The following is a 21,662-nucleotide window of genomic DNA, read 5'->3' as shown; positions in this document are numbered from 1 at the left end:
GCGCCATTCCCCAAGAGAGTTTCATGAGAGTTCCTTCCCCCTGCATCAACCTGTGCCGCATGAACCCCCAGAGCGGCTACTGCGAGGGCTGCCTGCGCAGCATCCCCGAGATCACCGAATGGGGCGGCGCCGACGACCGGCGCCGCCTCGCCATCCTCGCCGAGGTGGCGCGCCGCAAGGCCGCCGCCGGGGCGACCACCGCTGCCGGTGCGCGGAGCCCGTCGTGAGCGCCGACAACCCCTGCATCGGCATCTGCGAGATCGACGAGTCGGGCTACTGCGTCGGCTGCGGCCGCAGCGCCGACGAGATCTTCGGCGAGACGGATTCCGCGCCGGCCGGCGAGGAGGCCGCCGTCGAGGTGGTCGCGCCGGTCGTCGGCCCCACGCCCGGCGACGCCGCATGACGCGCGTGCCCCTGCCGCCCTCGATCCGGGTGCTGGAGCGGGGCTGGCTGTCGGCCAACAACGTGCTGCTCTTCGATGGCGGCGAGGCGATCCTCGTCGACAGCGGCTACGTCAGCCACGCCGGGCAGACCGTCGCGCTGCTGCGGGAGGCCCTGGCCGGGCGGCGCCTGACCGGCCTCCTCAACACCCACTCCCATTCCGACCACATCGGCGGCAACGCGGCCGTCCAGCGCGCCTTCGGCTGCACCATCGGCGTGCCCGCCGGCATCGGCCCGGCGGTGGCCGGCTGGGACGAGGTGGCCCTGCTGCTCAGCGTGGCCGACCAGCAGGGCGAGCGCTTCGGCGCCGACCACCTCGTCGCCCCCGGCGAGCGCCTGCAGATGGGCGGCTTCGAGTGGCAGGCCCTGGCGGCGCCGGGGCACGACATGGACGCCCTGGTCTTCCACGCCCCCGACGCCCGCGGCCTGATCTCCGGCGACGCCCTGTGGCGCAACGGCTTCGGCATCCTGTTTGCCGAGGTGATCGGCAGCGGCGGCGGTCTGGAGGCGGCGCGCAACACCCTCGAGGCCATCGCCCGGCTGTCGGTGGACTGGGTCATCCCCGGCCACGGGGCGCCCTTCGTGGAGGTGGATGAGGCCCTCGAGGCGGCCTTCGCGCGCCTGCGCTACTTCGAGGAGGACGGCGCCCGCATCGCCCGCAACGCGATCCGCGCCTGCGTCACCTTCTGGCTGCTGGAGCGCCGCCGGGTGGCCCTCGACGACCTGCCGGCGCACCTGGCCAGCGTGCCCCTCTACCGGGAGGCCAACCGGCGCTTCCTCGGCCTCAGCCCCGAGGCCCTGGCCGGCTGGCTGGCCGACGAACTGCTGCGCGCCGGCGTGGTCCGACGTGTGGAGGGCTTCCTTGACGTAACCTGAAGTCACATTCTTGTGAGCTTTTGTGGCGTGGCGGGGTGGCGCGGGTGCCCGTTTTGTTTATCCTGTCGCCGCGTTGGCGCATTGTTGTCGCAAACGCCTGACAGACTGGCAGCTTCAGATCGGTCGTCTTCCCCGGAAAAAGCTTAGTCATGCAACTCGTCATCATCAGCGGCCTGTCCGGCTCCGGCAAGAGCGTTGCGCTCAACGTCATGGAGGATTCCGGGCACTACGTGGTCGACAACCTGCCGTCGGCCCTCCTGCCCCAGCTCGTCACCCACCTGCGCGGGGCGGGCTACCAGCGCATCGCGGTGGCCATCGACGTGCGTTCGGGCAGCGGCATCGCGGCCTTGCCCCGGCAGCTCGAAACCCTGCGCGGCATGGTGCGCGACGTGCGCTTCCTGTTCCTCGACGCCCGCGACGACACCCTCATCGCACGCTTCTCCGAGACCCGCCGCAAGCACCCCCTGGGCGACGACAGCCTGACCCTCGGCGAGGCCATCGCCCGCGAGCGCGAAACCCTGGCGCTGGTGGCCGAGCTCGGCCACCGCATCGACACCAGCGACCTGTCGGCCAACACCCTGCGCAACTGGGTCAAGAGCTTCATGGACCTGGAGCCGGGCAGCCAGATCACGCTGCTCTTCGAGTCCTTCGGCTTCAAGCACGGCATTCCCGTCGATGCCGACCTGGTCTTCGACGTGCGCTGCCTGCCCAACCCCCACTACGACCCGGTGCTGCGGCCCCTCACCGGCCGCGACCAGCCGGTCATCGACTTCCTCGAGCGGGTGCCCGAGGTCGGCCGCATGGTCGGTGACATCTACGCCTTCGTCGCCTCCTGGCTGCCGTCCTATGTCAACGACAACCGCAGCTACCTCACCGTGGCGATCGGCTGCACCGGCGGCCAGCACCGCTCGGTGTACATCGCCGAGCAGCTGGCCGCGCGCTTCCGCGACACGGCCCGCATCCTGGTGAGGCACCGCTCCTTCAAATGACGGCGCTGCGCGTCTGGCTGGCGGCCTGGGCGCGTCACCTGAAGGCCGGCGACCTGCTGGTGCTGGCTCTCGCGGCCGCGGCCTGCGGGGCCTCGGTGCTGGCCCTGTGGCAGGGTGGGCGGCCGGACAAGGCCATCATCCGGGCCGGCGGCAAGGTCTTTCTCGAAGTCGACCTCGGTACGCCGCGCATCGTCGAGGTGCCGGGGCCGCTGGGGCAGACCCGCATCGAGATCCAGCCCGGCCGCGCCCGCGTGGCGGCCGATCCCGGCCCGCGCCAGTACTGCGTGCGCCAGGGCTGGCTGGCGAGCGCCGGCGCGGTGGCCATCTGCGCCCCCAACCAGGTCAGCCTGGCGCTGGCCGGGCGGAACGCCCACTATGACTCCCTCAGCTACTGAGATCGAACTCCGCCCCAGTGCCGACGACCACCGGGTCGCCCGCCACGCGGCGGCGGCCATCGTGCTGACGGTGGCCGAAGCGGCGATTCCGCTGCCGCTGCCGGGGGTCAAGCCCGGCCTCGCCAACATCGTCACCCTTATTGTGCTGGCCCGCTGGGGCTGGCGCGAGGCGGCCTGGGTGGCGCTGCTGCGGGTGATCGTCGGCAGCCTGGTGCTGGGGCAGTTTTTGGCGCCGGGCTTCTTCCTGAGCCTCGTCGGCGGGCTCGCCAGCCTGGCCATGCTGGGCCTCTCCGCGCATCTGCCGCGGCGCTGGTTCGGGCCGGTCAGCCACAGCGTGCTGGCAGCTTTCGCCCACATCGCGGGTCAGCTGATGGTGGCACGCATCTGGCTGGTGCCCCACGACGGGGTGTTCTATCTGGTGCCGGTGTTCGCCCTCGCGGCGACGGTCTTCGGGCTGGTCAATGGCCTGGTGGCGGCGCGGCTGATGGACGGCGACGCCGCCGCCTGAGCGGCCTATACTCCCCTCATACCCAATGGATACGGCATGACGGATCGTGAAGCGGCCCCGAGCCTGCGCCCGGGCGTCAGGCGCAGGGAAGTCTGGGCGTGGGCGATGTACGACTTCGCCAACTCCGGCTACACCACGGTGGTGATCACCGCGATCTTCAACGCCTATTTCGTCGCCGCGATCGCCGGCGGCGCCCCGTGGGCCACCTTTGCGTGGACGGCGGCGCTGGCGGCCTCCTATGCGCTGATCCTGCTCTCCGCGCCCTTCGTCGGGGCCTGGGCCGACGCCCACGGCGCCAAGAAGCGGCTGCTGGCGTTCACCACCGCCGGCTGCGTGCTCGGCACCGCCGGCCTGGCGCTGGCCGGGCCCGGCGACATCGGGGTGGCGATCGGCTTTCTGGTGCTGTCCAACTACTGCTTCGGCAGCGGCGAGAACCTCATCGCCGCCTTCCTGCCCGAGCTCGCCGACGACGACAGCCTCGGCAAGGTGTCCGGCTGGGGCTGGAGCCTCGGTTATCTGGGTGGCCTCGGCAGCCTCGGCGCCTGCCTCGCCTACATCACCTGGGCGGAAGGGCAGGGCCACGCCGCCGCCGACTACGTGCCGGTGACGATGCTGATCACCGCGCTGCTGTTCGCGCTGGCCTCGGCGCCGACCTTCCTGCTGCTGCGCGAGCGCAAGACGGCGCCGGCGGCCGCGTCCATGCCGGCATGGACCCGTGTCCGCCACACCCTGCACGCGCTGCGCGGCAGCGGCCCCTACCGCGACATGCGCCGTTTCATGCTGTGCGTGGTGTTCTACCAGGCCGGCATCCAGGCGGTGATCGCGCTGGCGGCCATCTACGCGGTGGAGGCGATGGGCTTCAGCACCAAAGAGACGATCGGCCTGATCTTCGTGGTGAACATCACCGCCGCCGTCGGCGCCTTCGGTTTCGGCTACCTGCAGGACCGCATCGGCCACGGGCGGGCGATCGCCCTCACCCTGGGCGGCTGGATCGTGATGATCCTGCTGGCCTGGGCCGCCACCCGCCCGCCGCTGTTCTGGCTCGCCGCCAACATCGCCGGCCTGTGCCTGGGCGCCAGCCAGTCGGCCGGCCGGGCGCTGGTGGGCTACCTGGCGCCGCCGGACCGCCACGGCGAGTTCTTCGGGCTGTGGGGGCTGGCGGTCAAGCTGTCGTCCATCCTCGGGCCGCTCACCTACGGGGCGGTCACCTGGCTCACCGGCGGCGACCACCGCCTGGCGATCCTCATCACCGGCAGCTACTTCGTGGTCGGGCTGGTGATCCTGGCCGGTGTCGATCCCGAGCGCGGGCACCGGAGCGCCCAGTCATGATCCCCGGCACCGCGGAGGCCCTGCTCGCCGTGGTGCGCACAACCCATGCCGAGCTGCATCGGGGGGCGACTCCCGCCGGGATCGGCCTCGACAGCCGGCTTGAGCAGGACCTCGGCTTCGACAGCCTGGCGCGGGTCGAGCTGCTGCAGCGCGTCGAGCGGACCTTCGGCGTCGCGCTGCCCGAGGCCACCCTGCAGACCGCGCTCACCCCGCGCGACCTGCTGGCGGCGATCGCCGTGGCCCCCACCCACGCCGCGGCCCCGGCGTTTGCCCGCGCCTCCACCGGGCCGCCGCCTGCCACCGGTGGGCCCGCGCCGGTGCCGGCCGCGGCAGCGACCCTCGTCGAGGTGCTCGACTGGCACGTCGAGGCCCACCCCGGGCGCACCCAGATCATCCTGCTCACCGAGGGAGATGCCGAGGAGCGGGTCGATTACCGGCACCTGCGCGAGGTGGCGGGCGCCGTCGCGGCGGGGCTGCAGGGACTCGGCCTGCAACCGCGGCAGACGGTGGCGATCATGCTGCCGACCTCGCGGGAGTATTTCTTCGCCTACTTCGGGGTCCTGCTGGCCGGCGGCATCCCGGTGCCGATCTACCCGCCGGCGCGGCCAGCGCAGATCGAGGAGCACGTGCGCCGCCACATCGGCATCCTCGCCAATGCCGGGGCGGGCATCCTCGTCACCGTGCCGGAGGCCATGCCGGTGGCGCGCCTGCTCGAAGCCGGCGTGCCCGGCCTGCGCCGGGTGGTCACCGTGGCCGGCCTCACGGCGGATAGCCCGCCGACACCGGTGGCGCTGCGGGCCGACGACATCGCCTTCATCCAGTACACCTCGGGTAGCACGGGCAACCCCAAGGGCGTGGTGCTGACCCACGCCAACCTGCTCGCCAACATCCGCGCCATCGGCCAGGCCATTGGCGTGACGCCGGTCGATGTGTTCGTCAGCTGGCTGCCGCTGTACCACGACATGGGCCTGATCAGCGCCTGGCTGGTCAGCCTCTACTTCGGCAACCCGCTGGTGGTGATGTCGCCGCTCGCCTTCCTGGCGCGGCCGGAGCGCTGGCTGTGGGCGATCCACCGCCACCGCGGCACCCTGAGCGCGGCACCCAATTTCGCCTTCGAGCTGTGTCTCCGGCGGCTGGCCGATGCGCCGCCGGCGGGGCTCGACCTGTCGTCGCTGCGCCTGCTGGCCTGCGGCGCCGAGCCGGTCAATCCCGACACCCTGCGCCGCTTTGCCGAACGCTTCGCCGGCAGCGGCCTGCGTCCGGGGGCGCTGACGCCGGTGTATGGGCTGGCGGAGGCGACGGTCGGGCTGCTGGTGCCGCCCCTCGGACGCGGGCCGTGGGTCGAGCGGATCGACCGGGATGCCTTCACCCGTATGGGGGAGGCCCGTCCCGCCGCGCCGGGGCATGCCCACGCGCTGGCCTTCGTGTCCTGGGGCCGGCCCTTGCCCGGCCATCAGGTGCGGGTTGTCGACGGGGCCGGGCAGGAGCTCGGCGAGCGGGTCGAGGGCCGGCTGGAGTTCAAGGGGCCGTCGGCAGCGGGCGGCTACTATCGCAACCCGGAGCAGACCCGCCGGCTGTTCCATGGCGACTGGCTGGACAGCGGCGACCAGGCCTATGCCGTTGCCGGCGAGTTCTTCATCACCGGCCGCGTCAAGGACATCATCATCCGTGGCGGGCGCAACATCTACCCCCATGAGCTGGAGCTGGCGGTGGGCGAGCTGGCCGGCGTGCGCAAGGGCTGTGTCGCCGTCTTCGGCAGCCCCGATCCGGCGGCGGGCACCGAGCGCCTGGTGGTGCTGGCCGAGACCCACGCCGTGGACCCGGCCGGGCGCGCCGCGCTGCAGGCCGCGATCGCCCGGCGGGTGCTGGAGGTGCTCGGCGAGCCGGCCGACGAGGTGGCGCTGGCGCCGCCCGGCACGGTGCTCAAGACGTCCAGCGGCAAGGTGCGCCGCTCCGCCTGCCGCGAGCTGTACGAGGCGGGGCGGATCGGCGCCCGCCGGCGTGCCGTGGGGTGGCAGGTCTCGCGGCTGGTGCTGGCGGCGGCGGGGCTGCGCGTCCGCCGGGGGCTGGCGCTGGCCGGCGGATGGGGGTACGCCCTGCGGGTCGGGCTGCTGTTTGCGTTCGTCGCCCCGCTCACCTGGCTGGTCACGGCCCTGCTGCCGCGGCCGGAGTGGGCCTGGGCGGCCGGCCGCGCGGCGGCGCGGGGCTTCCTGCGCCTCTGCGGCACGCCGGTGCAGGTGCAGGGGCTCGAGCACCTGCCGCCCCCGGGGCAGGTCCATGTGCTGGTGGCCAACCACGCCAGCTATCTCGATGGCATCGTGCTGGCGGCCGCGCTGCCGCGCCATGTGGGCTTTGTCGCCAAGCGGGAACTGCTCGGGCAGTTCGTCCCGCGGATCTATCTGAGGCGGCTGGGGGTGGAGTTCGTCGAGCGCTTCGATGTGCGGCAGGGCGCCGAGGACGCCGCGCGGCTGGCGGCGGCGGTGGCGGGCGGGCGCTCCCTGGCCTTCTTCCCCGAGGGTACCTTCACGCCCACGCCGGGCCTGCGGCCCTTCCACCTGGGCGCCTTCGCCGCCGCGGCCCATGCCCGCGTACCGGTGGTGCCGGTGGCGATCCGCGGCAGCCGCGCCTGGCTGCGCGCCGACCAGTGGCGGCCCCGCCGCAGCCCGCTGGCGGTGGTCATCTGTCCGCCCGTTTTGCCTATTGATGGCGCCGAGGGGTTCGGCGAGGCGGTCCGTCTGCGCGATGCGGCGCGGGCCGGGATCCTGCGCCACTGCGGCGAGCCGGAGGCCGACGCCACGTCGCCTTGACGGGCGCGGCAGGGGGCAGGCTCGGGGCCAAGGGCCTGGAGTTCAAAAGTGTGTGAGCGCTGATCTGCAGCGCGGACCGCACGGCTCGCAAGGGTTACGGCGAGGCTTGGTGCCGCGGCACCGGGTCCGGAGCCTGGCGTGGGGGCTGCCCGCCCTGGCTAACGATGGCGTTTCTTCTTTTTCGCGCTGGGCCGCCCCGCGGGTTTGTCGGGAAGGCCGAGGGCGGCGCGGGACAGGCGGTCGGCGTCCGGGTTGCGGTGGCGCGGCACCCATTCGAGGCGCACCGAGGCAAAGCCGCCGAGCTCCCCGCGGATCATGGCGACCAGCGCCTGCAGCCGGCCCACCTGGGTCACCGCCTCGCCGCGCAGGTGGCGCACCGCGAAGTCGCTGTCGCCGCGCAGTACCAGATGCCGGGCGCCGGCGTCCCGGGCCAGCTCCAGGGCCTTGGCGAGGGCGAGCAGCTCGGCCTCGTTGTTGCAGCCGTGGCCAGGCGCCAGTACCGAGCAGTCGCGGCGTTCCCCGCCGGGGCCGACGAGTACCGCGCCGAGCCCCAGCCGGCCCGGGTTTGGCTGGGCCGAGCCGTCGAACCACAGCTGCCACTCGGCGGGCCCAGGGGGCGGGGGAGCGACGGCGGGGGTGGTCATGGGGCGGAGGTTCAAGGGTGACGGTCCCGGACTCTAACGCTACCCGCCGAAACTGTGGAGCCCGTTTGTAACGCAGTAAGGCTTTTTGTTAAATGCGCGCGCAAGATATACCTGAACGTCGTTCCCGGGCTATGAATAAAGGGTGGGTTGATTCACGATGCTTGTCGTGGGTACTCACTTTAGGGGTTCCGAATCGTGGTTGCATCTCCTGCCGAAAGTCGTTTTGACAGGGAAGCCGAGTGGGAGGGCGGGGTGGATGGCCTGTGGGATTGCCCGCCGTGCCCGCCGGACGAGGAGGCCCGCTCAGCGCTGGCCGCCGCAGGGGGCGGCGTCATCGGGTTACCCGGGCAGGATGCCGCGGCAGGGGCCGCCGGCACGGCGATCCTCGCTTGCCTGCGGGTCATCGACGCGCACCTGTGCTGCGGCGCCGGGCTGGCGAGCCTCGGTGGCAAGCGCGCCGAACTGCTTGCCCGGCTGGAGGCGCCGACCTGTCCGGCCTCGCTGGCGGGCGAGGCGTGGCTGCGCCTGGGGGTGCTGGCCCTGCTGGGTGAGGCGGAGATCGCCCGGGCGGCCGATGCGGCACACAAGGGCCTGAACCTCGCTGTCGCCGAAGACGCAAGCTCCCGGCAGCTCGTCTGCCTAGCCTTGCTGGGCATCGCGGACGCCCTGGCGGGCCGGGCGGTCCGGGCCGACGTGCGCCTCAGTGACGCGGTCTTCCTGTGTGCCCGTCACGATGCAGCCCCGTTCGCCCAACTCGTGGTGCGTGGCGCGGCAGGCCTGGTGGCCCTGATGCTCGGCGAGCCGGAGCGTGCCCACGCGGAGCTCGCCGTCGCCACCGGTCTGGCCGACAGGGCGGACTGGCCCGAGACGCTGCGGGTGCTCCTCCTCGGGCATCGCCTCTACGCAGCTGCGGCGCTGGGGTGCGAGGCGGAGAGCGCCGATCTGGCGCGCAGCCTCGGGGAGGTGTGTATCCCGGCGGGTCGCCGCCTGCTGTGCGCCTACCGTCACCTCGCGCTGGGCGTGCTGGCGCTTCGCGGTGGCCTGAGTCTGCGTGCCCTTGAGCGTGCCGAGGCCTGCATCGAGGAGGCGGGGGCGGGCGGCGTCGGTCTCCTTTCGGCCTTAGGCGTGCTGCTGCGCGTGCAGGCGCTGGCTGACCTGCACCGCTGCCCGGAGGCCCGGGAGGTGTTCCGGCGTGCGAGCCCCGGCTGGCTGGCGGCAGGGCTCAACCGGCTCGTGGCCGTGGCCCGCCTGGAACTCGCGATGCTCGATGCCTGCTGCGGCGAACTGGATCGTGCCCGCAGCGGCCTTGCCGCGGCGCGGGGGCTCGTCCCGGTGGGCGAGACGCTGCGCCCCCTTCACCGGCCGCACGGCTGGCTGGACGGGCTGGAGGCCCTGCTCGGCGGGAGCGGCGCCCTGCCGCGGGTCCGAATCCAGACCCTCGGCGAGTTCATCGTCGAGATCGACGGCCGGCGCATCTACGACCGCGACTGGAAAGGCCAGCGCACCCGCATGCTGCTCGTCGCGCTGATCTGCGAAGGCGGCCAGAAGGTCCCTGCCTCCCGCCTCGCCGACATGCTGTGGCCCGACGCCGAGGGCGACAAGGCTCTGCAGAACCTGAAGGTCGCGCTTCACCGCCTGCGCCGGCTGGGCTGCCGCGAGGGCGACGAGCCGGTGAACTGGGTGCATGTCAAGCAGGGGCGGGTGAGCCTGGTGCGGGGGCTGTGCTGGGTGGATGTGCTGGAGGGGTAGGCTGGTTCTTGGCCGACCCTCGGGCCGCCGCAGGTCGGGACCTCCGAGTGCGTAGCGTCTTGCGCTGCCGGGTGGCTCGTCCCTGGCGATGCTTGTGGGTGCTGCTACGGAGAAGCGTTAGGGGCAGAGCCGCTGTGTAACCGAATTGGAACCGCCTGCACCCTAAAGTTAGCTTCGGTGTATTCAGGTCTGGCAGATATGCGCAGCGCCTTTTAAACCAAAAGCTAGGAGGAGATGATGATGACAATAAGGAAGGGTGCCCTGGCACTCGCTGTATCCGTGTGCGGGATGGTCGGTCTGTCGGGGAACGCCAGCGCAGAGTTGAATGCCGGCAACTTCATGCTGATGATTGATTCATCCTCGCAGGGAACTCACTGGCAGAATGCGAGCCATATTGCTGTCGCGACGGTATCCAGTGCGTCGGCCGAAAATGATGCGGATGGTAACTTCTGGATGTCATCCGCATACGACGACTCCAGCTGGGTTGCGCCACGATATGGCTATCCGGTACCCAGCAACACGCCGCATTATTGGAGCAATGATCCAGATGCCCGCCAGTCCTACTACATCTGGCACGACCCGGCGAACTCATCCGATGGCTCGACGGGTGTCAATAAAGCCTATTTCCGCACCACATTCACCTTGCCGACCTTCCCTGAAGGCTACTCGGCAATCTTGAGGGTACGGGCGGACGACGATTTTATCGTGAGTCTCAACGGCTTCGTCGTTATGGGAAACACGCGGGACTACGGAACCCCCGGTGATCTGGGGCCAGACCATGTTTTTGAAGTTGGGATAATGCCCTTCATGCTTATCCAGGGGGGTGAGAACCTACTCGCAATCGCCGCGACTGACGGGGCATTTGCCACCCCTTCCAACGTGCTTTATGAGCATCTCGCATTCGAGCTGAAGTTGAACGAAATACCCGAGCCTGCCAGCACGGCCCTCGTGGCGCTGGGCCTGACGGGGCTGGGGGCGGGGCTTCGCCGCTCGCGTCGTCGGCGCTGACAGGTAGTCTTTACTGAAACACAGCCCTTTCCCGGTTCGGGAAGGGGCTGTGTGCCATTTTAGAGGTCGGTAACCTCCTCACCCTGCCGCCCGCCCCAGCCGGTACAGCGCCACGCTGGCCAGGAAGTTGGGCTCCTCCACGATCACCTTGTCCTCGTCGAAGGCGAGGCGTTCGCGGATCAGGATGCCCTCCTGCTCGCACAGGGCGTCGAAGTCGGCGATGGTGAAGAAGCGCACGTTGGGCGTGTCGTACCACTGGTAGGGCAGGTTCTTGGAGACCGGCATGCGCCCGTTGAGGATGGCCTGGCGGTGGCGCCAGTAGGCGAAGTTGGGAAAGCTGACCACCGCCTCGCGGCCGACCCGCAGCATCTCGGCGAGGATGCCCTGGGTGTTGCGCATGGCCTGCAGCGACAGGCTCATGATGACGTGGTCGAAGAAGCCGTCGTCGAAGCCGGCGAGGCCCTGCTCCATGTCGATCTGGATCACGTTGATGCCGTTGCGGGCGCAGGCCACGATGCGCTCGGGGTCGTTCTCGACGCCGTAGCCGCGCACCTGGCGCACCTGGGCGAGGTGGCGCAGCAGGCTGCCATCGCCGCAGCCGAGGTCGAGCACCCGCTCGCCGGGCTCGATCCAGTTGGCGATCACGTCGTAGTCGTAGCGTTGGTAGCTCATGCTCAGACCTCGATGTTGTCGATGTAGGCCCGCAGCACCGCGTGGTACTGGGGGTCGTCGAGAAGGAAGGAGTCGTGGCCGGCGGGGCAGTCGATCTCGGCGTAGCTCACCCGGCGGTCGCTGTGCATCAGCGCATACACGATCTCGCGGCTGCGCGACGGGGCGAAGCGCCAGTCGGTGGTGAAGGACACCACCAGGTAGTCGGCCTTGGCGCGGCCCAATGCGGCCACCAGGTCGCCGTCGTAGTCGAAGGCCGGGTCGTAGTAGTCGAGGGCCTTGGTGGTGAGCAGGTAGGTGTTGGCGTCGAAGAAGCCGGCAAACTTGTCGCCCTGGTAGCGCAGGTAGGACTCGATCTCGAACTCCACGTCGTAGCTGAACACCGGCTTGTCGTGGCGCAGGCTGCGGCCGAATTTCTGGTCCATCGAGTCGTCGGACAGGTAGGTGATGTGCCCCACCATGCGCGCCAGCGCGAGGCCGCGGGTGGGCACCACGCCGTGCTCGTAGTAGTGGCCGCCGTGGAACTCGGGGTCTTTCAGGATGGCCTGGCGGGCGACCTCGTTGAAGGCGATGTTCTGGGCCGTGAGCTTGGGCGCCGAGGCGATCACCAGCGCGTGGGCGACCCGGTCGGGATATTGCAGGGTCCACGACAGGGCCTGCATGCCGCCGAGGCTGCCGCCCACCACCGCCGCGAAGCGCTCGATGCCGAGCCGGTCGGCCAGGCGCGCCTGGGCGTCCACCCAGTCTTCGACGGTGACGAAGGGGAAGTCGGCGCCCCACGGCTTGCCGGTGGCCGGGTTGATGCTGTTGGGCCCGGTGCTGCCGTAGCAGCCGCCCAGGTTGTTCACGCCGATGACGAAGAACTTGCGGGTGTCGAGGGGCTTGCCGGGGCCGACCAGGTTGTCCCACCAGCCTTCGGAGTTCTTCTTGCCCGCGTAGGTACCGGCCACGTGGTGGGAGCCGGACAGGGCGTGGCACACCAGCACCGCGTTGCTGCGCGCGGCGTTGAGGGTGCCGTAGGTTTCATAGACCAGGTCGTAGGCCGGCAGGATGCCGCCGCTCTTGAGAGCGAGCGGTTCGTCGAAGTGGGCCCGCCGGGGCTCGACCACCCCGACGGATTCGGCGGCGCATTGTGCGTGTGCGTGCATTCGTGTTTCGTCCCAAAAACGAAAAAACCCAGTCGGCGAACGGTCGCGAACTGGGCTGCCGTCGCTTTAGCCGCATTTTTTAAGCGCCCGCAAGCTGAAGGGTTCAAATCGGCGCTGAGGCAAAGATTAGCGCGCGGCTCGGGGCAAGTCAAACCGGCCCCGCCGCGGCGCTAGAGTTTTTCCACGGCCTCGCGGACCCGGTCGGGTTCGTCGAGCTTGAGCAGGCGCTGCACCTTGGTGGTCAGGTCGGCGGCGTCGGCGCGCAGGATGCCCTGCTTGACCTCGAGGATCTGCGCTGGGTGCATCGAGAACTGGCGCAGCCCCATGCCGATGAGGAGGCGCGTGCATTCCGGGTCGCCGGCCATCTCGCCGCACACCGACACCGGGATGCCGGCCTTGGTGCCGGTCTGGATGGTCAGGTGGATCAGCTTGAGCACCGCCGGGTGGAGCGGGTTGTAGAGGTGGGCGACCGCCTCGTTGCCCCGGTCGATGGCGAGGGTGTACTGGATCAGGTCGTTGGTGCCGATGGACAGGAACTGCAGCTTGCGGGTGAAGGCGCCCAGGCACAGCGCGGCGGCGGGCACCTCGATCATGCCGCCGACCTCGACCGCCTCGTCGAACTTGATCTTGCGCTCGCGCAGCTGGGCCTTGGCCTTGTCGAGGAGGACCAGGGTCTGGTCGATCTCGTGGCTGCTCGCCAGCATCGGGATCAGGATCTTCAGCTTGCCGAACTGGCTGGCCCGCAGGAGCGCGCGCAGCTGGGTGAGGAACATCTTGGGCTCGGCCAGGCAGAAGCGGATCGCCCGCAGGCCGAGGGCCGGGTTGTCCTCCTGACGGGTGGCGCCCTCGAGCTCCTTGTCGGCGCCGATGTCGAGGGTGCGCACCGTGACGGGCTTGCCGGCCATCGTCTTGAGGACCGCCTTGTAGGCCTCGAACTGCTCGTCCTCGTTGGGCCAGGTGTCGCGGCTCATGAACAGGAACTCGGTGCGGAACAGGCCGACGCCGTCGGCCTCGACGCTCTTCGCCTGGCTGGCGTCGGGGGGTAGCTCGATGTTGGCGAGGAGCTGCACCGGCTCGCCGTCGAGGGTGGCCGCGGGCATCGACTTGAGGCGCTTGAGGCGCGAGCGTTCGAGCTCGACGGCGGCCTTGCGCAGGCGGTATTCCTCGAGCACCCGCTCGTCCGGGTCGACGATGACGACGCCGCGGGTGCCGTCGATGATCAGCAGCTCGTCGTCCTTGACCACGTGGCGGATGTGGCGCAGCGCCACCACGGCGGGGATCGACAGGCTGCGGGCGACGATGGCGGTGTGGCCGGTGGGGCCGCCCACGTCGGTGATGAAGCCGGCCACCGCGTGGTCCTTGAAGCCTATGGTGTCGGTGGGGGAGAGGTCGTGGGCGACGATGATGGTGCCCAGCCCGTCCTTGCGCTTGGGCGGCAGGTGGCCCGGATGGCCGAGCAGCACCTTGACGACCCGCTCGACCACCTGCACCACGTCGGCCTTGCGCTCGCGCAGGTAGGCGTCCTCGATGGCCTCGAACTGCTCGACCAGCAGCTCCATCTGCTGCACCAGCGCCCACTCGGCGTTGGCGCGGCGGGTGCGGATGAGGGTCTCGGCGGCACCGACCAGCATCGGGTCTTCGAGGAACATGATGTGCATGCCGACGAAGGCATCCACCTCGGAGGGCGCCGCGCCCGAGCCGGAGGAGGCCTTGAGGCCCGCCAGGTCGGCCTTGACCCGGGCGACGGCGGTGTGGAGCCGGGCCACCTCGGCCTCGACGTGCTTGGGCGCCACCGTGAAGTGGGCGACTTCGAGCAGCGCGTGGGACACCAGGTGGGCGTGGCCGATGGCGATGCCCTGGGAGACGGCGAGACCGTGGACGGTGAAGCTCATGGCTTGAGGGGCGGTGAGGAGTTGGTGGAAGGGGTGAGGCGTCGGGGCACCCGCTGCCCGGCCTTACTCTCCTTCGCCGAACTTGTCGGCGATCAGGGCCTGGAGGGCGGCCATCGCGGCGTCGGCGTCGCTGCCCTCGGTGTCGATGACGATGGTGCTGCCCTTGGCGGCGGCGAGCATCATCACGCCCATGATGCTCTTGGCGTTGACGCGCTTGCCGTTGCGCTCCAGCCACACGTCGCAGCCGAAGGCGCTGGCGGTCTGGGTGAGTTTGGCGGAGGCGCGGGCGTGCAGGCCCAGCTTGTTGACGATGGCGGCTTCCTGGCGGGGCATGGTGGTTTTCCTGTCGTCCTCGGTGGTGTGGTGTGTGTTGTGGTTTATTTCATGCGGACGACGCCCTCGCAGGCGCCGGCCACGGTTTTCTTGAGCAGCACCTCCATGCCCTGCCCGCGGTAGGTGAGCGCGCGCAGCAGCATGGGCACATTGACCCCGGCGATGCCCTCGACACGGCCGGGCTCGAGGAGCCTGGCGGCCGTGTTGGCGGGGGTGGCGCCGAGGATGTCGGTGAGGATCAGCACCCCGTCGCCACTGTCCACCAGCTCGACCAGCCGCCGGGCGAGGGGCAGCACGTCGAGCGGGTCGTCCTGGCCCGAGATGCCGAGCTGCATCAGCTGGGGCGGGCGGCGGTTCATGACATGACCGAGACACTGGACGAGCGCTTCGCCCAGGGTGCCATGGGTGATGATGAGGATGCCGATCATTGGGATCATTCTATCCCAAGGGGGCGGGCCGGCAAGCCGGCTTCTTCCGGGCCGCGCCCAGGCCCGGGCGGTTCAGGGCGGCAGGTCGGCGCAGCGCAGCGGGCCGGCTGCCTGGCCGGGGCCTGTCGTGCCCCAGGTCATCGGATCGAGGGGCGGCGCGAGGGGGTGCGGCGCACCGAGCAGGGCGAGCCAGGCAAGGGCGACGTCCCGGTGGCTGATCTGCGCGGCCGCCAGCAACGGCTGGAGCCGCTGCGGCCGGCCGGAGCGGGCGAAGGCGCGGTTCCACAACACAAGGGCCGGGACCAGGGTGTCGTGCCGGCCGTTCACCGGGCCGGCGTGGAAGTGTTTGCCGGTGCCGTCGGAGAGCAGGTTCTCGCCGTGATCGCTGGTGAACACCAGGTAGGCGGGCACCGGCAGGCTGTCGAGCATCCGGGCCGCCCGGGCCAGCACATGGGCGCCGTATTCGGCGGCGCGCTGGTAGCGCAGCGCCTCGAGGGCTTCGGGGGAGCCGTCCGCGGGTTCTGCCCCGAACAGGTCGCCGGGGTAGCGGTCTTCGTAGAAGAAGTGCTGGCCGTACAGGTGCAGCACCACCGCCACGCTGGCGGCGGCCGCCTCGCGCCGGATGAAGTCTTCTGCAGCCTCCACGGCTACTTCGTCGAGGGGGTGGGCTCCGGTGGACGAAATCTTCTGGACCAGGTCGTGCCCTGCCTCGGGGAGAACCCAGGTCTCGTGGTTGTTGATGTAGGCGGTTCGTGCGCCGCCCGCGTGGGCCAGGGCCAGCAGGCTGGGCCGGCGGGTGTCCGAGGGGGGCGCCTCGCCCGGTGCGGCGGTGAGGAGCTTCGGCACCGCGACGAAGGTGCCGTTGCCGCCGGCGCAGGCGTCCGGCAGGCGCACGCCGAGGCCGTCGGCGAGGCGCCGCTGGAGTTCCGTCGAGCCTTCGCCGCGGCCCGGGGTGAGCAGCGCGTCGGCGCGCAGGGACTCACCGACGATGAGGAGGGCGACCCCCGCCTCGGTCTGGAAGGCCGGCCGCACGCCCCGCGCCGAGCGCGTCTCCGCCTGCCCGCCGTCGTAAGCCTCAGCGCTGGGCATGACCAGCCCTTCGAGGCCGGCCTTCATCATCTCCAGGTGGGACAGCCAGGGTACCGCCATCCGCGCCTCGGGGCCGGCCAGCCGCGCGAAGGTGTGCAAGCCGGCCGCGTCCAGCACGGTCGCCGAGGCGGGCAGCAGCAGGAGCAGGAACAGCAGGCCGGACGGGCCGCCGGCCTGCCAGCGGTGGCGGTGGGCGAGGCGTGTCGCCCACACGGTGAGCAGCAGCGTAGCGGCGGCGGCGGGGGCGAAGCCCGGCGCGCCGAAGGCCAGCACCACGCCGTTCCAGACCTCCCGGTAGGCGCCCGCGGCGACCGAGCCGAGGGTGTTCAGGGAGGGCCCCATCCCGGTGCCGGCGACGGCGCCGATCCACACCAGGGTCAGCGGCAGCAGCAGGGCCTGGGCGTAGGCGCCGAGGCGCGCCCAGTGGCCCGGCGCCGAGGCGGCCAGCAGCCCGCACAGCAGGGCCCAGGCGGCGGTTTCCAGCGGGCGGGCGAGGCGGCCGGTGGCCAGCGGCCAGATGGAGAGGGGGGCCAGGGCCGCGGCGAGGATCACCAGGCGCACGCGCCAGGCCGGCGTGCCGGTGGCGCGGGTGGAGGGGGCGCGAAGGCCGGGCGGGCGATGGGCCATCCGGTCCGCCTGGCGTGGGGAGGCTCAGTCCACGATCTGCGCCGGGGCCACGCCTTCGCCGTACTGCAGGCGGTCGTGGAGGGCGCGGGTGACCTGGAGGCGGCCGTCGGCGTCGACGCGCAGCGTGTGGTCGATGCCGAAGCGGCGGGCGTAGTCGCGCCAGCCCTCGCCGCCCAGGTAGACCGGCTTGCTGGCGGCATCCGACAGGGTGCCGGCGCCGGGGCGCGGGGTGATCAGCACGGTGACGGCCTGGGTGCCGCGGGCCGGGCGGCCGCTGCGGGGGTCGAGGAGGTGGCAGTAGCGTTCGCCGTCCATCTCGAAGAAGCGCTGGTAGTCGCCCGAGGTGCCGATCGCCTCGCCGTCGCGCAGGGGCAGGCTGGCCAGGGGCTGGGGCTTGCGGGGGTTCTGGATGCCGACCCGCCAGGGCAGGTCGCCCTTGCTGCCCAGGGCCAGCACGTTGCCGCCGATGTTGATGAGGGCGTTGCCGACGCCATGGGCCTTGAGGATGGCGGCGGCGCGATCCAGCGCGTAGCCCTTGCCGTAGCCCCCGAGGTCGAGCTGCACCGCCGGGTTGCGGCTGGTCACGGTGTTGCCGGCGATGGTGAGGTCGGCCATCTGCGGCCGCGCCGCGACGAGGGCCGCCAGCCGGGCCGGGTCGGGGCGGTGGGGGGTGAAGCTGTCGGTGTGGAAGCCCCACAGGGCGATCAGCTGGCCGAGGGCCGGGTTGAACAGCTCGTCGCCGGTGGCGGCGAGCCGCTTGGCGTCGGCGAGCATCGCGGCGAGCTCGGGCGAGACGGAGATCTCCGACTGACCGGCGGCGATGGCGGTGTTGAGGGCGGTGAGCTCGGAGGGCTCCCAGGCGTGGTAGGCCCGGTGCAGGCGGTCGAACTCGCGCAGCACCTCGGCCATCGCGGCGCGGGCCTTGTCTTCGGAGGCGTCCCAGGTGAGCAGCTCGACCCGGGTGCCGAAAACGTAGGACTCCTGCTGGTGCAGGCGCTCGCGGGCGCAGCCGGCCAGCAGCAGCGTGGCGAGCAGGAAGATCAGGCCGGCTGCCCGCAGGCCGCCGGCACGCTTCAGGCGCAAACCTGCTCCAGCGCGTCGATCACCGCGCCGGGCACGTCGAAGCCGGTCTGGCTGGTGATCTCGACCATGCAGGTGGGGCTGGTGACGTTGATCTCGGTGAGCCGGTCGCCGATCAGGTCGAGGCCGACGATGAGCAGCCCGCGCTCCCACAGGATCGGGGCCAGGTATTCGGCGATGGCCCGCTCGCCGTCGGTGAGGGGCATTGCCACGCCGCGGCCGCCGGCAGCCAGGTTGCCGCGGGTCTCGCCGGCCATCGGGATGCGCGCCAGCGAGTAGGGGATCACCTGCCCGCCGATGATCAACACCCGCTTGTCGCCCGCGCTGATCGCCGGCAGGTAGGCCTGGGCCATCACGGTGCGGGTCTCGTCGTGGGTGAGGGTCTCGATGATGACGTTGCGGTTGGGGTCGTCGGCCCGCACCCGGAAGATCTGGCTGCCGCCCATGCCGTCGAGGGGCTTGAGGATGGTGTCGCCGTGGGCGTCGATGAAGGCGTTGATGTCGGCCGCCTGGCGGGCCACCCGGGTCGGCGGCGTGAACTGCGGGAACTCGGTGATGGCGAGCTTCTCGGAGTGGTCGCGGATGGCGTCCGGGTGGTTGAAGATGCGCGCGCCGGCCTGCATGGCGCGCTCCAGCAGCCAGGTGGCGGTGACGTACTCGAAGTCGAAGGGCGGGTCCTGGCGCATCAGCACCGCGTCGAAGGCGGTGAGGGGCAGGGTCTGCTCGGGGCCGGGGATGTACCAGGCGTGGTCGAAGTCGGACACCGTCAGCGCGTGGCAGCGGGCCGACACGGTGCCGGCCTCCCAGATCAGCGCCTCGCGCTGGATCGCGAAGACCTCGTGGCCGCGGCGGGCGGCGGCCCGCATCATGGCGATGCTCGAATCCTTGTAGGCCTTGAGCTGCTCGAGGGGGTCGAGGATGAAGGCGAATTTCATGGCGGGCTCCCGGTTCAGGCTTCGGTGGCGACGGCCGGCGCGGTTTCCTCGATCTCGACCGAGGCGGCCAGCAGCGCCAGGCGCGCCACCACGCCGTAGGCGTAGAAGCGGTTGGGGGCGGCGTCGGGCTCCTGGTTGCTGTCGGGCAGGCTGCACGGGGCCTCGAAGGCCAGCGGCTCGAAGTGCATGCCCGGGGCGTTGAGGTTCTCGTCGCGGCCGCGCTGGGTGTGCACCCGGTAGAAGCCGCCCACCACGTAGTGGTCCATCATGTACACCACCGGCTCGGCCACCGCGCCGTTGAGGGTCTCGAAGGTGTGCACGCCCTCCTGGATGATCACGTCGTGCACCTCCAGGCCCTCCTTGACGACGCTCATCTTGTTGCGCTGCTTGCGGTTGAGGCCGATCAGCTCGGCGGCGTCCTTGACCGTCATGACGCCCATGCCGTAGGTGCCGGCGTCGGCCTTGACCACCACGAAGGGCTCGTCGCTGACGCCGTACTCCTTGTACTTGGCGCGGATGCCGTCGAGCATGGCGGCGACCTTGTCGGCCAGCTCCTGCTCGCCGGTGCGGGCGTGGAAGTCGAGGCCGCTGCAGGTGTCGTAGGCCGGGTTGATGCGCCACGGGTCGATGCCGATGGCGGCGCAGAAGTCGCGGGTGACGCGGTCGTAGGCGGCGGCGTGGTTGGACTTGCGGCGGGTGTGCCAGCCGGCGTGCACCGGCGGGATCACCCACTGGTCGTGCAGATCTTGCAGCAGCGCCGGGGTGCCGGCGGAGAGGTCGTTGTTGAGCAGCACCGCGCAGGGGTCGAAATCCTTGACGCCGAGGCGGCTGCCGTGGCGCTCCAGGGGCTCCAGCGTGAGGGTGGCGCCGTTGGTGAGCTCGACCACGGTGGGCTCGGTGATCTCGGGCAGCAGGGTGCCGAGGCGCACCTCGAGGCCGGTGAAGCGCAGGATCGACACCAGCTTGGCCACGTTCTGCAGGTAGAACTGGTTGCGGGTGTGGTTCTCGGGCACCAGCAGGATCGAGCGGGCGCCGACGCAGATGCGCTCCACGGCGGCCTGGGCGGCCTGCACGCAGAGGGGCAGGAAGGCGTCGTTGAGGTTGTTGAAGCCGCCGGGGAAGAGGTTCAGGTCGACCGGGGCGAGCTTGAAGCCGGAGTTGCGCAGATCCGTCGAGCCGTAGAAGGGCGGCGTGTGCTCCTGCCACTGGCTGCGCATCCAGTGTTCGATGGCGGTGGCATTGTCGAGGAAGTGCTTTTCGAGCTCCAGCAGGGGGCCGGTGAGCGCGGTGGTGAGATGGGGGACCATGGAAACCTCGCGGACTGTTCTCAGGTGGGCTGGGCGTCGGGCCAGCGACGTCGGGGAGCACGTCGGTGGCCTGCGCGGCCCGTGTTGGTTCGCACGATCTTACACCATCCACCTGCCGGGCCCCGGTCCGGCTCATCCGGCGGGGCTTCAGGCGGGGTCGGGCAGGAACTGGCGGAAGTGCTCGGGCAGCGGCGCGTTCTCGAGGCTGCGCTGGCTGAACAGGAAGCGCCCGTCGCACACGAAGCCCAGGTCGGCCCAGTCGACGGCGTTGAGGGCCGCGCAGAAGGCGGCGAGGTCGATGTCCTGGCGGTGGGGGAAGATCCCCAGCACCGCGCCGTCGAAGTTGACGCACGGGTGGGTGAAGAAGGGCTGCGGCCGGCGCGTCTTGCTGTTTACGTAGATGCGCGGCGCCTCACTGCGCGGAAAGCCGCGCCCCCAGTGCCACCAGTTGGTTTCGTCGAAGCGCCGGATGCGGCGCGCCAGCAGCCGCTCGCGGTGGGGCAGCAGCGCCGCCGGCGGGCCCTCGCCGGGTTCGCACCAGATCATGCGGCGGGTGCGCCCGCTGCGCCCGGTGGATGAGGTGACGAAGTCGAGGGTGCCGGCGTCCTCGCTGGCGTAGAGGGCGTCGGCGCCGGACACCGCGCCCACCTTGACGCTGGCCACCGCCTGCAGGCTGATGGCGTATTCGTGGCGTGAGAACAGCAGGTGGCCGGCGCATTCGGCGAAGTGGCGCAGCTGCCAGACCGGGTGCGCCAGGCTGCGGGCCAGGTCGTCGCCCTGGCCGATGCGGGCCCAGGACGTGTTGTGGCTCAGGTTGTCCAGCTCGTAGCGCCAGATCAGGCAGTTGGGCAGCGCGTCGGGAAACACCCGGGCGTCGCCCAGGTCGATGGCGTGGGTGATGGTGCCCCGCTCGTGCAGCCAGCGATTGAGCCGGCGGGCGCTGGTGGCCTTGAGGAAGTCCCGTGGGGTGATGAAGATCAGCTCGCCCCCCGGCAGCAGGTGGCGCACGCACTTCTCGATGAAGAACAGGTAGAGGTTGCTGCGCTCGTCGAAACCGTCCTGGCGCAGCAGCCTGCGGGTGGCCGGGCTGATGTCCTGGTAGCGCACGTAGGGGGGGTTGCCGATCACGGTGTCGAACTTCTCGCTCTCGGGGTAGGCGAAGAAATCCATCTGCAGCGCGTCAGGGGGGCACTGGCGCGGGTCGAGCTCGATGCCGACCACGTGGTGCAGCCGCCCCAGGAAGGCGCCGTCGCCGCAGGACGGCTCCAGCGCCCGGCCGGTGTTGTGGCGCAGGTTCAGCATGCAGCGCACGACGGGTTCCGGGGTGAACACCTGGCCGAGGGATTCCAGGGGCAGGGGCGCGGGGGGCGGAGCGAGGGAGGACGGCATGGGTTCGGGGTGGTACGGA

General features: G+C 70.9%; 21 protein-coding genes and 1 riboswitch. Of the genes, 10 read left to right on the top strand and 11 right to left on the bottom strand.

The window, feature by feature from the left end:
* The first annotated feature begins 23 nt into the window (after positions 1–23).
* From ACE3OU_RS01450 to ACE3OU_RS01415, 8 genes are all read left to right on the top strand, one after another.
* A complete protein-coding gene (locus ACE3OU_RS01450; RefSeq protein ID WP_374239749.1) occupies positions 24–227 on the top strand; it encodes a DUF1289 domain-containing protein in 204 nt (67 codons plus the stop codon).
* Positions 224–403: a DUF1289 domain-containing protein gene (locus ACE3OU_RS01445; RefSeq protein WP_374239748.1), complete on the top strand. Its 180-nt coding sequence runs from the start codon at positions 224–226 to the stop codon at positions 401–403. Before ACE3OU_RS01450 ends, ACE3OU_RS01445 begins: the two co-directional genes overlap by 4 nt.
* Positions 400–1,317, top strand: coding sequence for an MBL fold metallo-hydrolase (locus ACE3OU_RS01440; RefSeq protein ID WP_374239747.1), 918 nt, complete (start codon positions 400–402; stop codon positions 1,315–1,317). Before ACE3OU_RS01445 ends, ACE3OU_RS01440 begins: the two co-directional genes overlap by 4 nt.
* A 149-nt stretch (positions 1,318–1,466) precedes the next feature.
* Entirely contained in the window at positions 1,467–2,306 is an 840-nt protein-coding gene (gene rapZ / locus ACE3OU_RS01435) for an RNase adapter RapZ (RefSeq protein ID WP_374239746.1), read from the top strand.
* Entirely contained in the window at positions 2,303–2,701 is a 399-nt protein-coding gene (locus tag ACE3OU_RS01430; RefSeq protein ID WP_374239745.1) for a NusG domain II-containing protein, read from the top strand. The genes rapZ and ACE3OU_RS01430 overlap by 4 nt, the downstream gene beginning before the upstream one ends.
* A complete protein-coding gene (locus ACE3OU_RS01425; RefSeq protein WP_374239744.1) occupies positions 2,682–3,209 on the top strand; it encodes a Gx transporter family protein in 528 nt (175 codons plus the stop codon). Before ACE3OU_RS01430 ends, ACE3OU_RS01425 begins: the two co-directional genes overlap by 20 nt.
* Before the next feature lie 36 nt (positions 3,210–3,245).
* Positions 3,246–4,538, top strand: coding sequence for an MFS transporter (locus ACE3OU_RS01420; RefSeq protein ID WP_374239743.1), 1,293 nt, complete (start codon positions 3,246–3,248; stop codon positions 4,536–4,538).
* Positions 4,535–7,345, top strand: coding sequence for an AMP-binding protein (locus tag ACE3OU_RS01415; protein ID WP_374239742.1), 2,811 nt, complete (start codon positions 4,535–4,537; stop codon positions 7,343–7,345). The genes ACE3OU_RS01420 and ACE3OU_RS01415 overlap by 4 nt, the downstream gene beginning before the upstream one ends.
* A gap of 158 nt (positions 7,346–7,503) precedes the next feature.
* Here the strand turns inward: ACE3OU_RS01415 and ACE3OU_RS01410 are convergent, their stop codons facing one another.
* On the bottom strand, positions 7,504–7,989 hold the full coding sequence (locus ACE3OU_RS01410) for a reverse transcriptase-like protein (protein WP_374239741.1): 486 nt from the start codon (positions 7,987–7,989) through the stop codon (positions 7,504–7,506).
* Positions 7,990–8,184: 195 nt separating this feature from the next.
* Here ACE3OU_RS01410 and ACE3OU_RS01405 point away from each other — a divergent pair, with 195 nt between their 5' ends.
* Positions 8,185–9,738, top strand: coding sequence for a hypothetical protein (locus ACE3OU_RS01405; protein WP_374239740.1), 1,554 nt, complete (start codon positions 8,185–8,187; stop codon positions 9,736–9,738).
* A gap of 234 nt (positions 9,739–9,972) precedes the next feature.
* On the top strand, positions 9,973–10,746 hold the full coding sequence (locus tag ACE3OU_RS01400; protein WP_374239739.1) for a PEP-CTERM sorting domain-containing protein: 774 nt from the start codon (positions 9,973–9,975) through the stop codon (positions 10,744–10,746).
* Between the two features lie 78 nt (positions 10,747–10,824).
* On the opposite strand, the gene metW is transcribed toward ACE3OU_RS01400, so the two are convergent.
* The 10 genes from metW to ACE3OU_RS01350 form a co-directional block, all read right to left on the bottom strand.
* Positions 10,825–11,418: a methionine biosynthesis protein MetW gene (gene metW / locus ACE3OU_RS01395; RefSeq protein WP_374239738.1), complete on the bottom strand. Its 594-nt coding sequence runs from the start codon at positions 11,416–11,418 to the stop codon at positions 10,825–10,827.
* Positions 11,419–11,420: 2 nt separating this feature from the next.
* On the bottom strand, positions 11,421–12,563 hold the full coding sequence (locus ACE3OU_RS01390; protein WP_374239737.1) for a homoserine O-acetyltransferase: 1,143 nt from the start codon (positions 12,561–12,563) through the stop codon (positions 11,421–11,423).
* A gap of 45 nt (positions 12,564–12,608) precedes the next feature.
* A riboswitch (SAM riboswitch) is annotated at positions 12,609–12,688 on the bottom strand.
* A gap of 45 nt (positions 12,689–12,733) precedes the next feature.
* Positions 12,734–14,455 carry a phosphoenolpyruvate--protein phosphotransferase gene (gene ptsP / locus ACE3OU_RS01385; protein ID WP_374239736.1) on the bottom strand — a complete coding sequence of 574 codons (1,722 nt, stop codon included), beginning with the start codon at positions 14,453–14,455 and terminating at the stop codon, positions 12,734–12,736.
* A gap of 63 nt (positions 14,456–14,518) precedes the next feature.
* On the bottom strand, positions 14,519–14,788 hold the full coding sequence (locus ACE3OU_RS01380; protein ID WP_374239735.1) for an HPr family phosphocarrier protein: 270 nt from the start codon (positions 14,786–14,788) through the stop codon (positions 14,519–14,521).
* 44 nt (positions 14,789–14,832) lie between these two features.
* Positions 14,833–15,216 (bottom strand): PTS sugar transporter subunit IIA, encoded by a 384-nt coding sequence (locus ACE3OU_RS01375; protein WP_374239827.1) that lies wholly within the window; start codon positions 15,214–15,216, stop codon positions 14,833–14,835.
* A gap of 72 nt (positions 15,217–15,288) precedes the next feature.
* Complete coding sequence (locus ACE3OU_RS01370; RefSeq protein WP_374239734.1) at positions 15,289–16,932, bottom strand: sulfatase-like hydrolase/transferase; 1,644 nt, start codon at positions 16,930–16,932, stop codon at positions 15,289–15,291.
* Between the two features lie 24 nt (positions 16,933–16,956).
* Positions 16,957–18,015: an FAD:protein FMN transferase gene (locus ACE3OU_RS01365; RefSeq protein ID WP_374239733.1), complete on the bottom strand. Its 1,059-nt coding sequence runs from the start codon at positions 18,013–18,015 to the stop codon at positions 16,957–16,959.
* The gene (gene gshB, locus ACE3OU_RS01360; protein ID WP_374239732.1) at positions 18,006–18,947 is read right to left on the bottom strand and encodes a glutathione synthase; all 942 of its coding nucleotides are present in this window, start codon (positions 18,945–18,947) and stop codon (positions 18,006–18,008) included. Before gshB ends, ACE3OU_RS01365 begins: the two co-directional genes overlap by 10 nt.
* A gap of 14 nt (positions 18,948–18,961) precedes the next feature.
* Positions 18,962–20,254 (bottom strand): glutamate--cysteine ligase, encoded by a 1,293-nt coding sequence (gene gshA / locus ACE3OU_RS01355; protein WP_374239731.1) that lies wholly within the window; start codon positions 20,252–20,254, stop codon positions 18,962–18,964.
* Between the two features lie 147 nt (positions 20,255–20,401).
* Positions 20,402–21,643 carry an Eco57I restriction-modification methylase domain-containing protein gene (locus ACE3OU_RS01350; protein WP_374239730.1) on the bottom strand — a complete coding sequence of 414 codons (1,242 nt, stop codon included), beginning with the start codon at positions 21,641–21,643 and terminating at the stop codon, positions 20,402–20,404.
* Positions 21,644–21,662: the final 19 nt, after the last annotated feature.

The organism is Zoogloea sp. (genome assembly GCF_041908905.1).
Classification (GTDB): Bacteria; Pseudomonadota; Gammaproteobacteria; order Burkholderiales; family Rhodocyclaceae; genus Zoogloea.
This window is presented reverse-complemented; position numbering and strand designations above follow the sequence as displayed.

Excerpts from the sequence above, each read along its gene's own strand:
- ACE3OU_RS01450 (WP_374239749.1), top strand. The coding sequence starts at position 24 with ATGAGAGTTCCTTCCCCCTGCATCAACCTGTGCCGCATGAACCCCCAG.
- ACE3OU_RS01440 (WP_374239747.1), top strand. The coding sequence starts at position 400 with ATGACGCGCGTGCCCCTGCCGCCCTCGATCCGGGTGCTGGAGCGGGGC.
- rapZ (WP_374239746.1), top strand. The coding sequence starts at position 1,467 with ATGCAACTCGTCATCATCAGCGGCCTGTCCGGCTCCGGCAAGAGCGTT.
- ACE3OU_RS01430 (WP_374239745.1), top strand. The coding sequence starts at position 2,303 with ATGACGGCGCTGCGCGTCTGGCTGGCGGCCTGGGCGCGTCACCTGAAG.
- ACE3OU_RS01425 (WP_374239744.1), top strand. The coding sequence starts at position 2,682 with ATGACTCCCTCAGCTACTGAGATCGAACTCCGCCCCAGTGCCGACGAC.
- ACE3OU_RS01420 (WP_374239743.1), top strand. The coding sequence starts at position 3,246 with ATGACGGATCGTGAAGCGGCCCCGAGCCTGCGCCCGGGCGTCAGGCGC.
- ACE3OU_RS01415 (WP_374239742.1), top strand. The coding sequence starts at position 4,535 with ATGATCCCCGGCACCGCGGAGGCCCTGCTCGCCGTGGTGCGCACAACC.
- ACE3OU_RS01410 (WP_374239741.1), bottom strand. The coding sequence starts at position 7,989 with ATGACCACCCCCGCCGTCGCTCCCCCGCCCCCTGGGCCCGCCGAGTGG.
- ACE3OU_RS01400 (WP_374239739.1), top strand. The coding sequence starts at position 9,973 with ATGATGATGACAATAAGGAAGGGTGCCCTGGCACTCGCTGTATCCGTG.
- metW (WP_374239738.1), bottom strand. The coding sequence starts at position 11,418 with ATGAGCTACCAACGCTACGACTACGACGTGATCGCCAACTGGATCGAG.
- ACE3OU_RS01390 (WP_374239737.1), bottom strand. The coding sequence starts at position 12,563 with ATGCACGCACACGCACAATGCGCCGCCGAATCCGTCGGGGTGGTCGAG.
- ptsP (WP_374239736.1), bottom strand. The coding sequence starts at position 14,455 with ATGAGCTTCACCGTCCACGGTCTCGCCGTCTCCCAGGGCATCGCCATC.
- ACE3OU_RS01380 (WP_374239735.1), bottom strand. The coding sequence starts at position 14,788 with ATGCCCCGCCAGGAAGCCGCCATCGTCAACAAGCTGGGCCTGCACGCC.
- ACE3OU_RS01375 (WP_374239827.1), bottom strand. The coding sequence starts at position 15,216 with ATGATCGGCATCCTCATCATCACCCATGGCACCCTGGGCGAAGCGCTC.
- ACE3OU_RS01370 (WP_374239734.1), bottom strand. The coding sequence starts at position 16,932 with ATGGCCCATCGCCCGCCCGGCCTTCGCGCCCCCTCCACCCGCGCCACC.
- gshB (WP_374239732.1), bottom strand. The coding sequence starts at position 18,947 with ATGAAATTCGCCTTCATCCTCGACCCCCTCGAGCAGCTCAAGGCCTAC.
- gshA (WP_374239731.1), bottom strand. The coding sequence starts at position 20,254 with ATGGTCCCCCATCTCACCACCGCGCTCACCGGCCCCCTGCTGGAGCTC.
- ACE3OU_RS01350 (WP_374239730.1), bottom strand. The coding sequence starts at position 21,643 with ATGCCGTCCTCCCTCGCTCCGCCCCCCGCGCCCCTGCCCCTGGAATCC.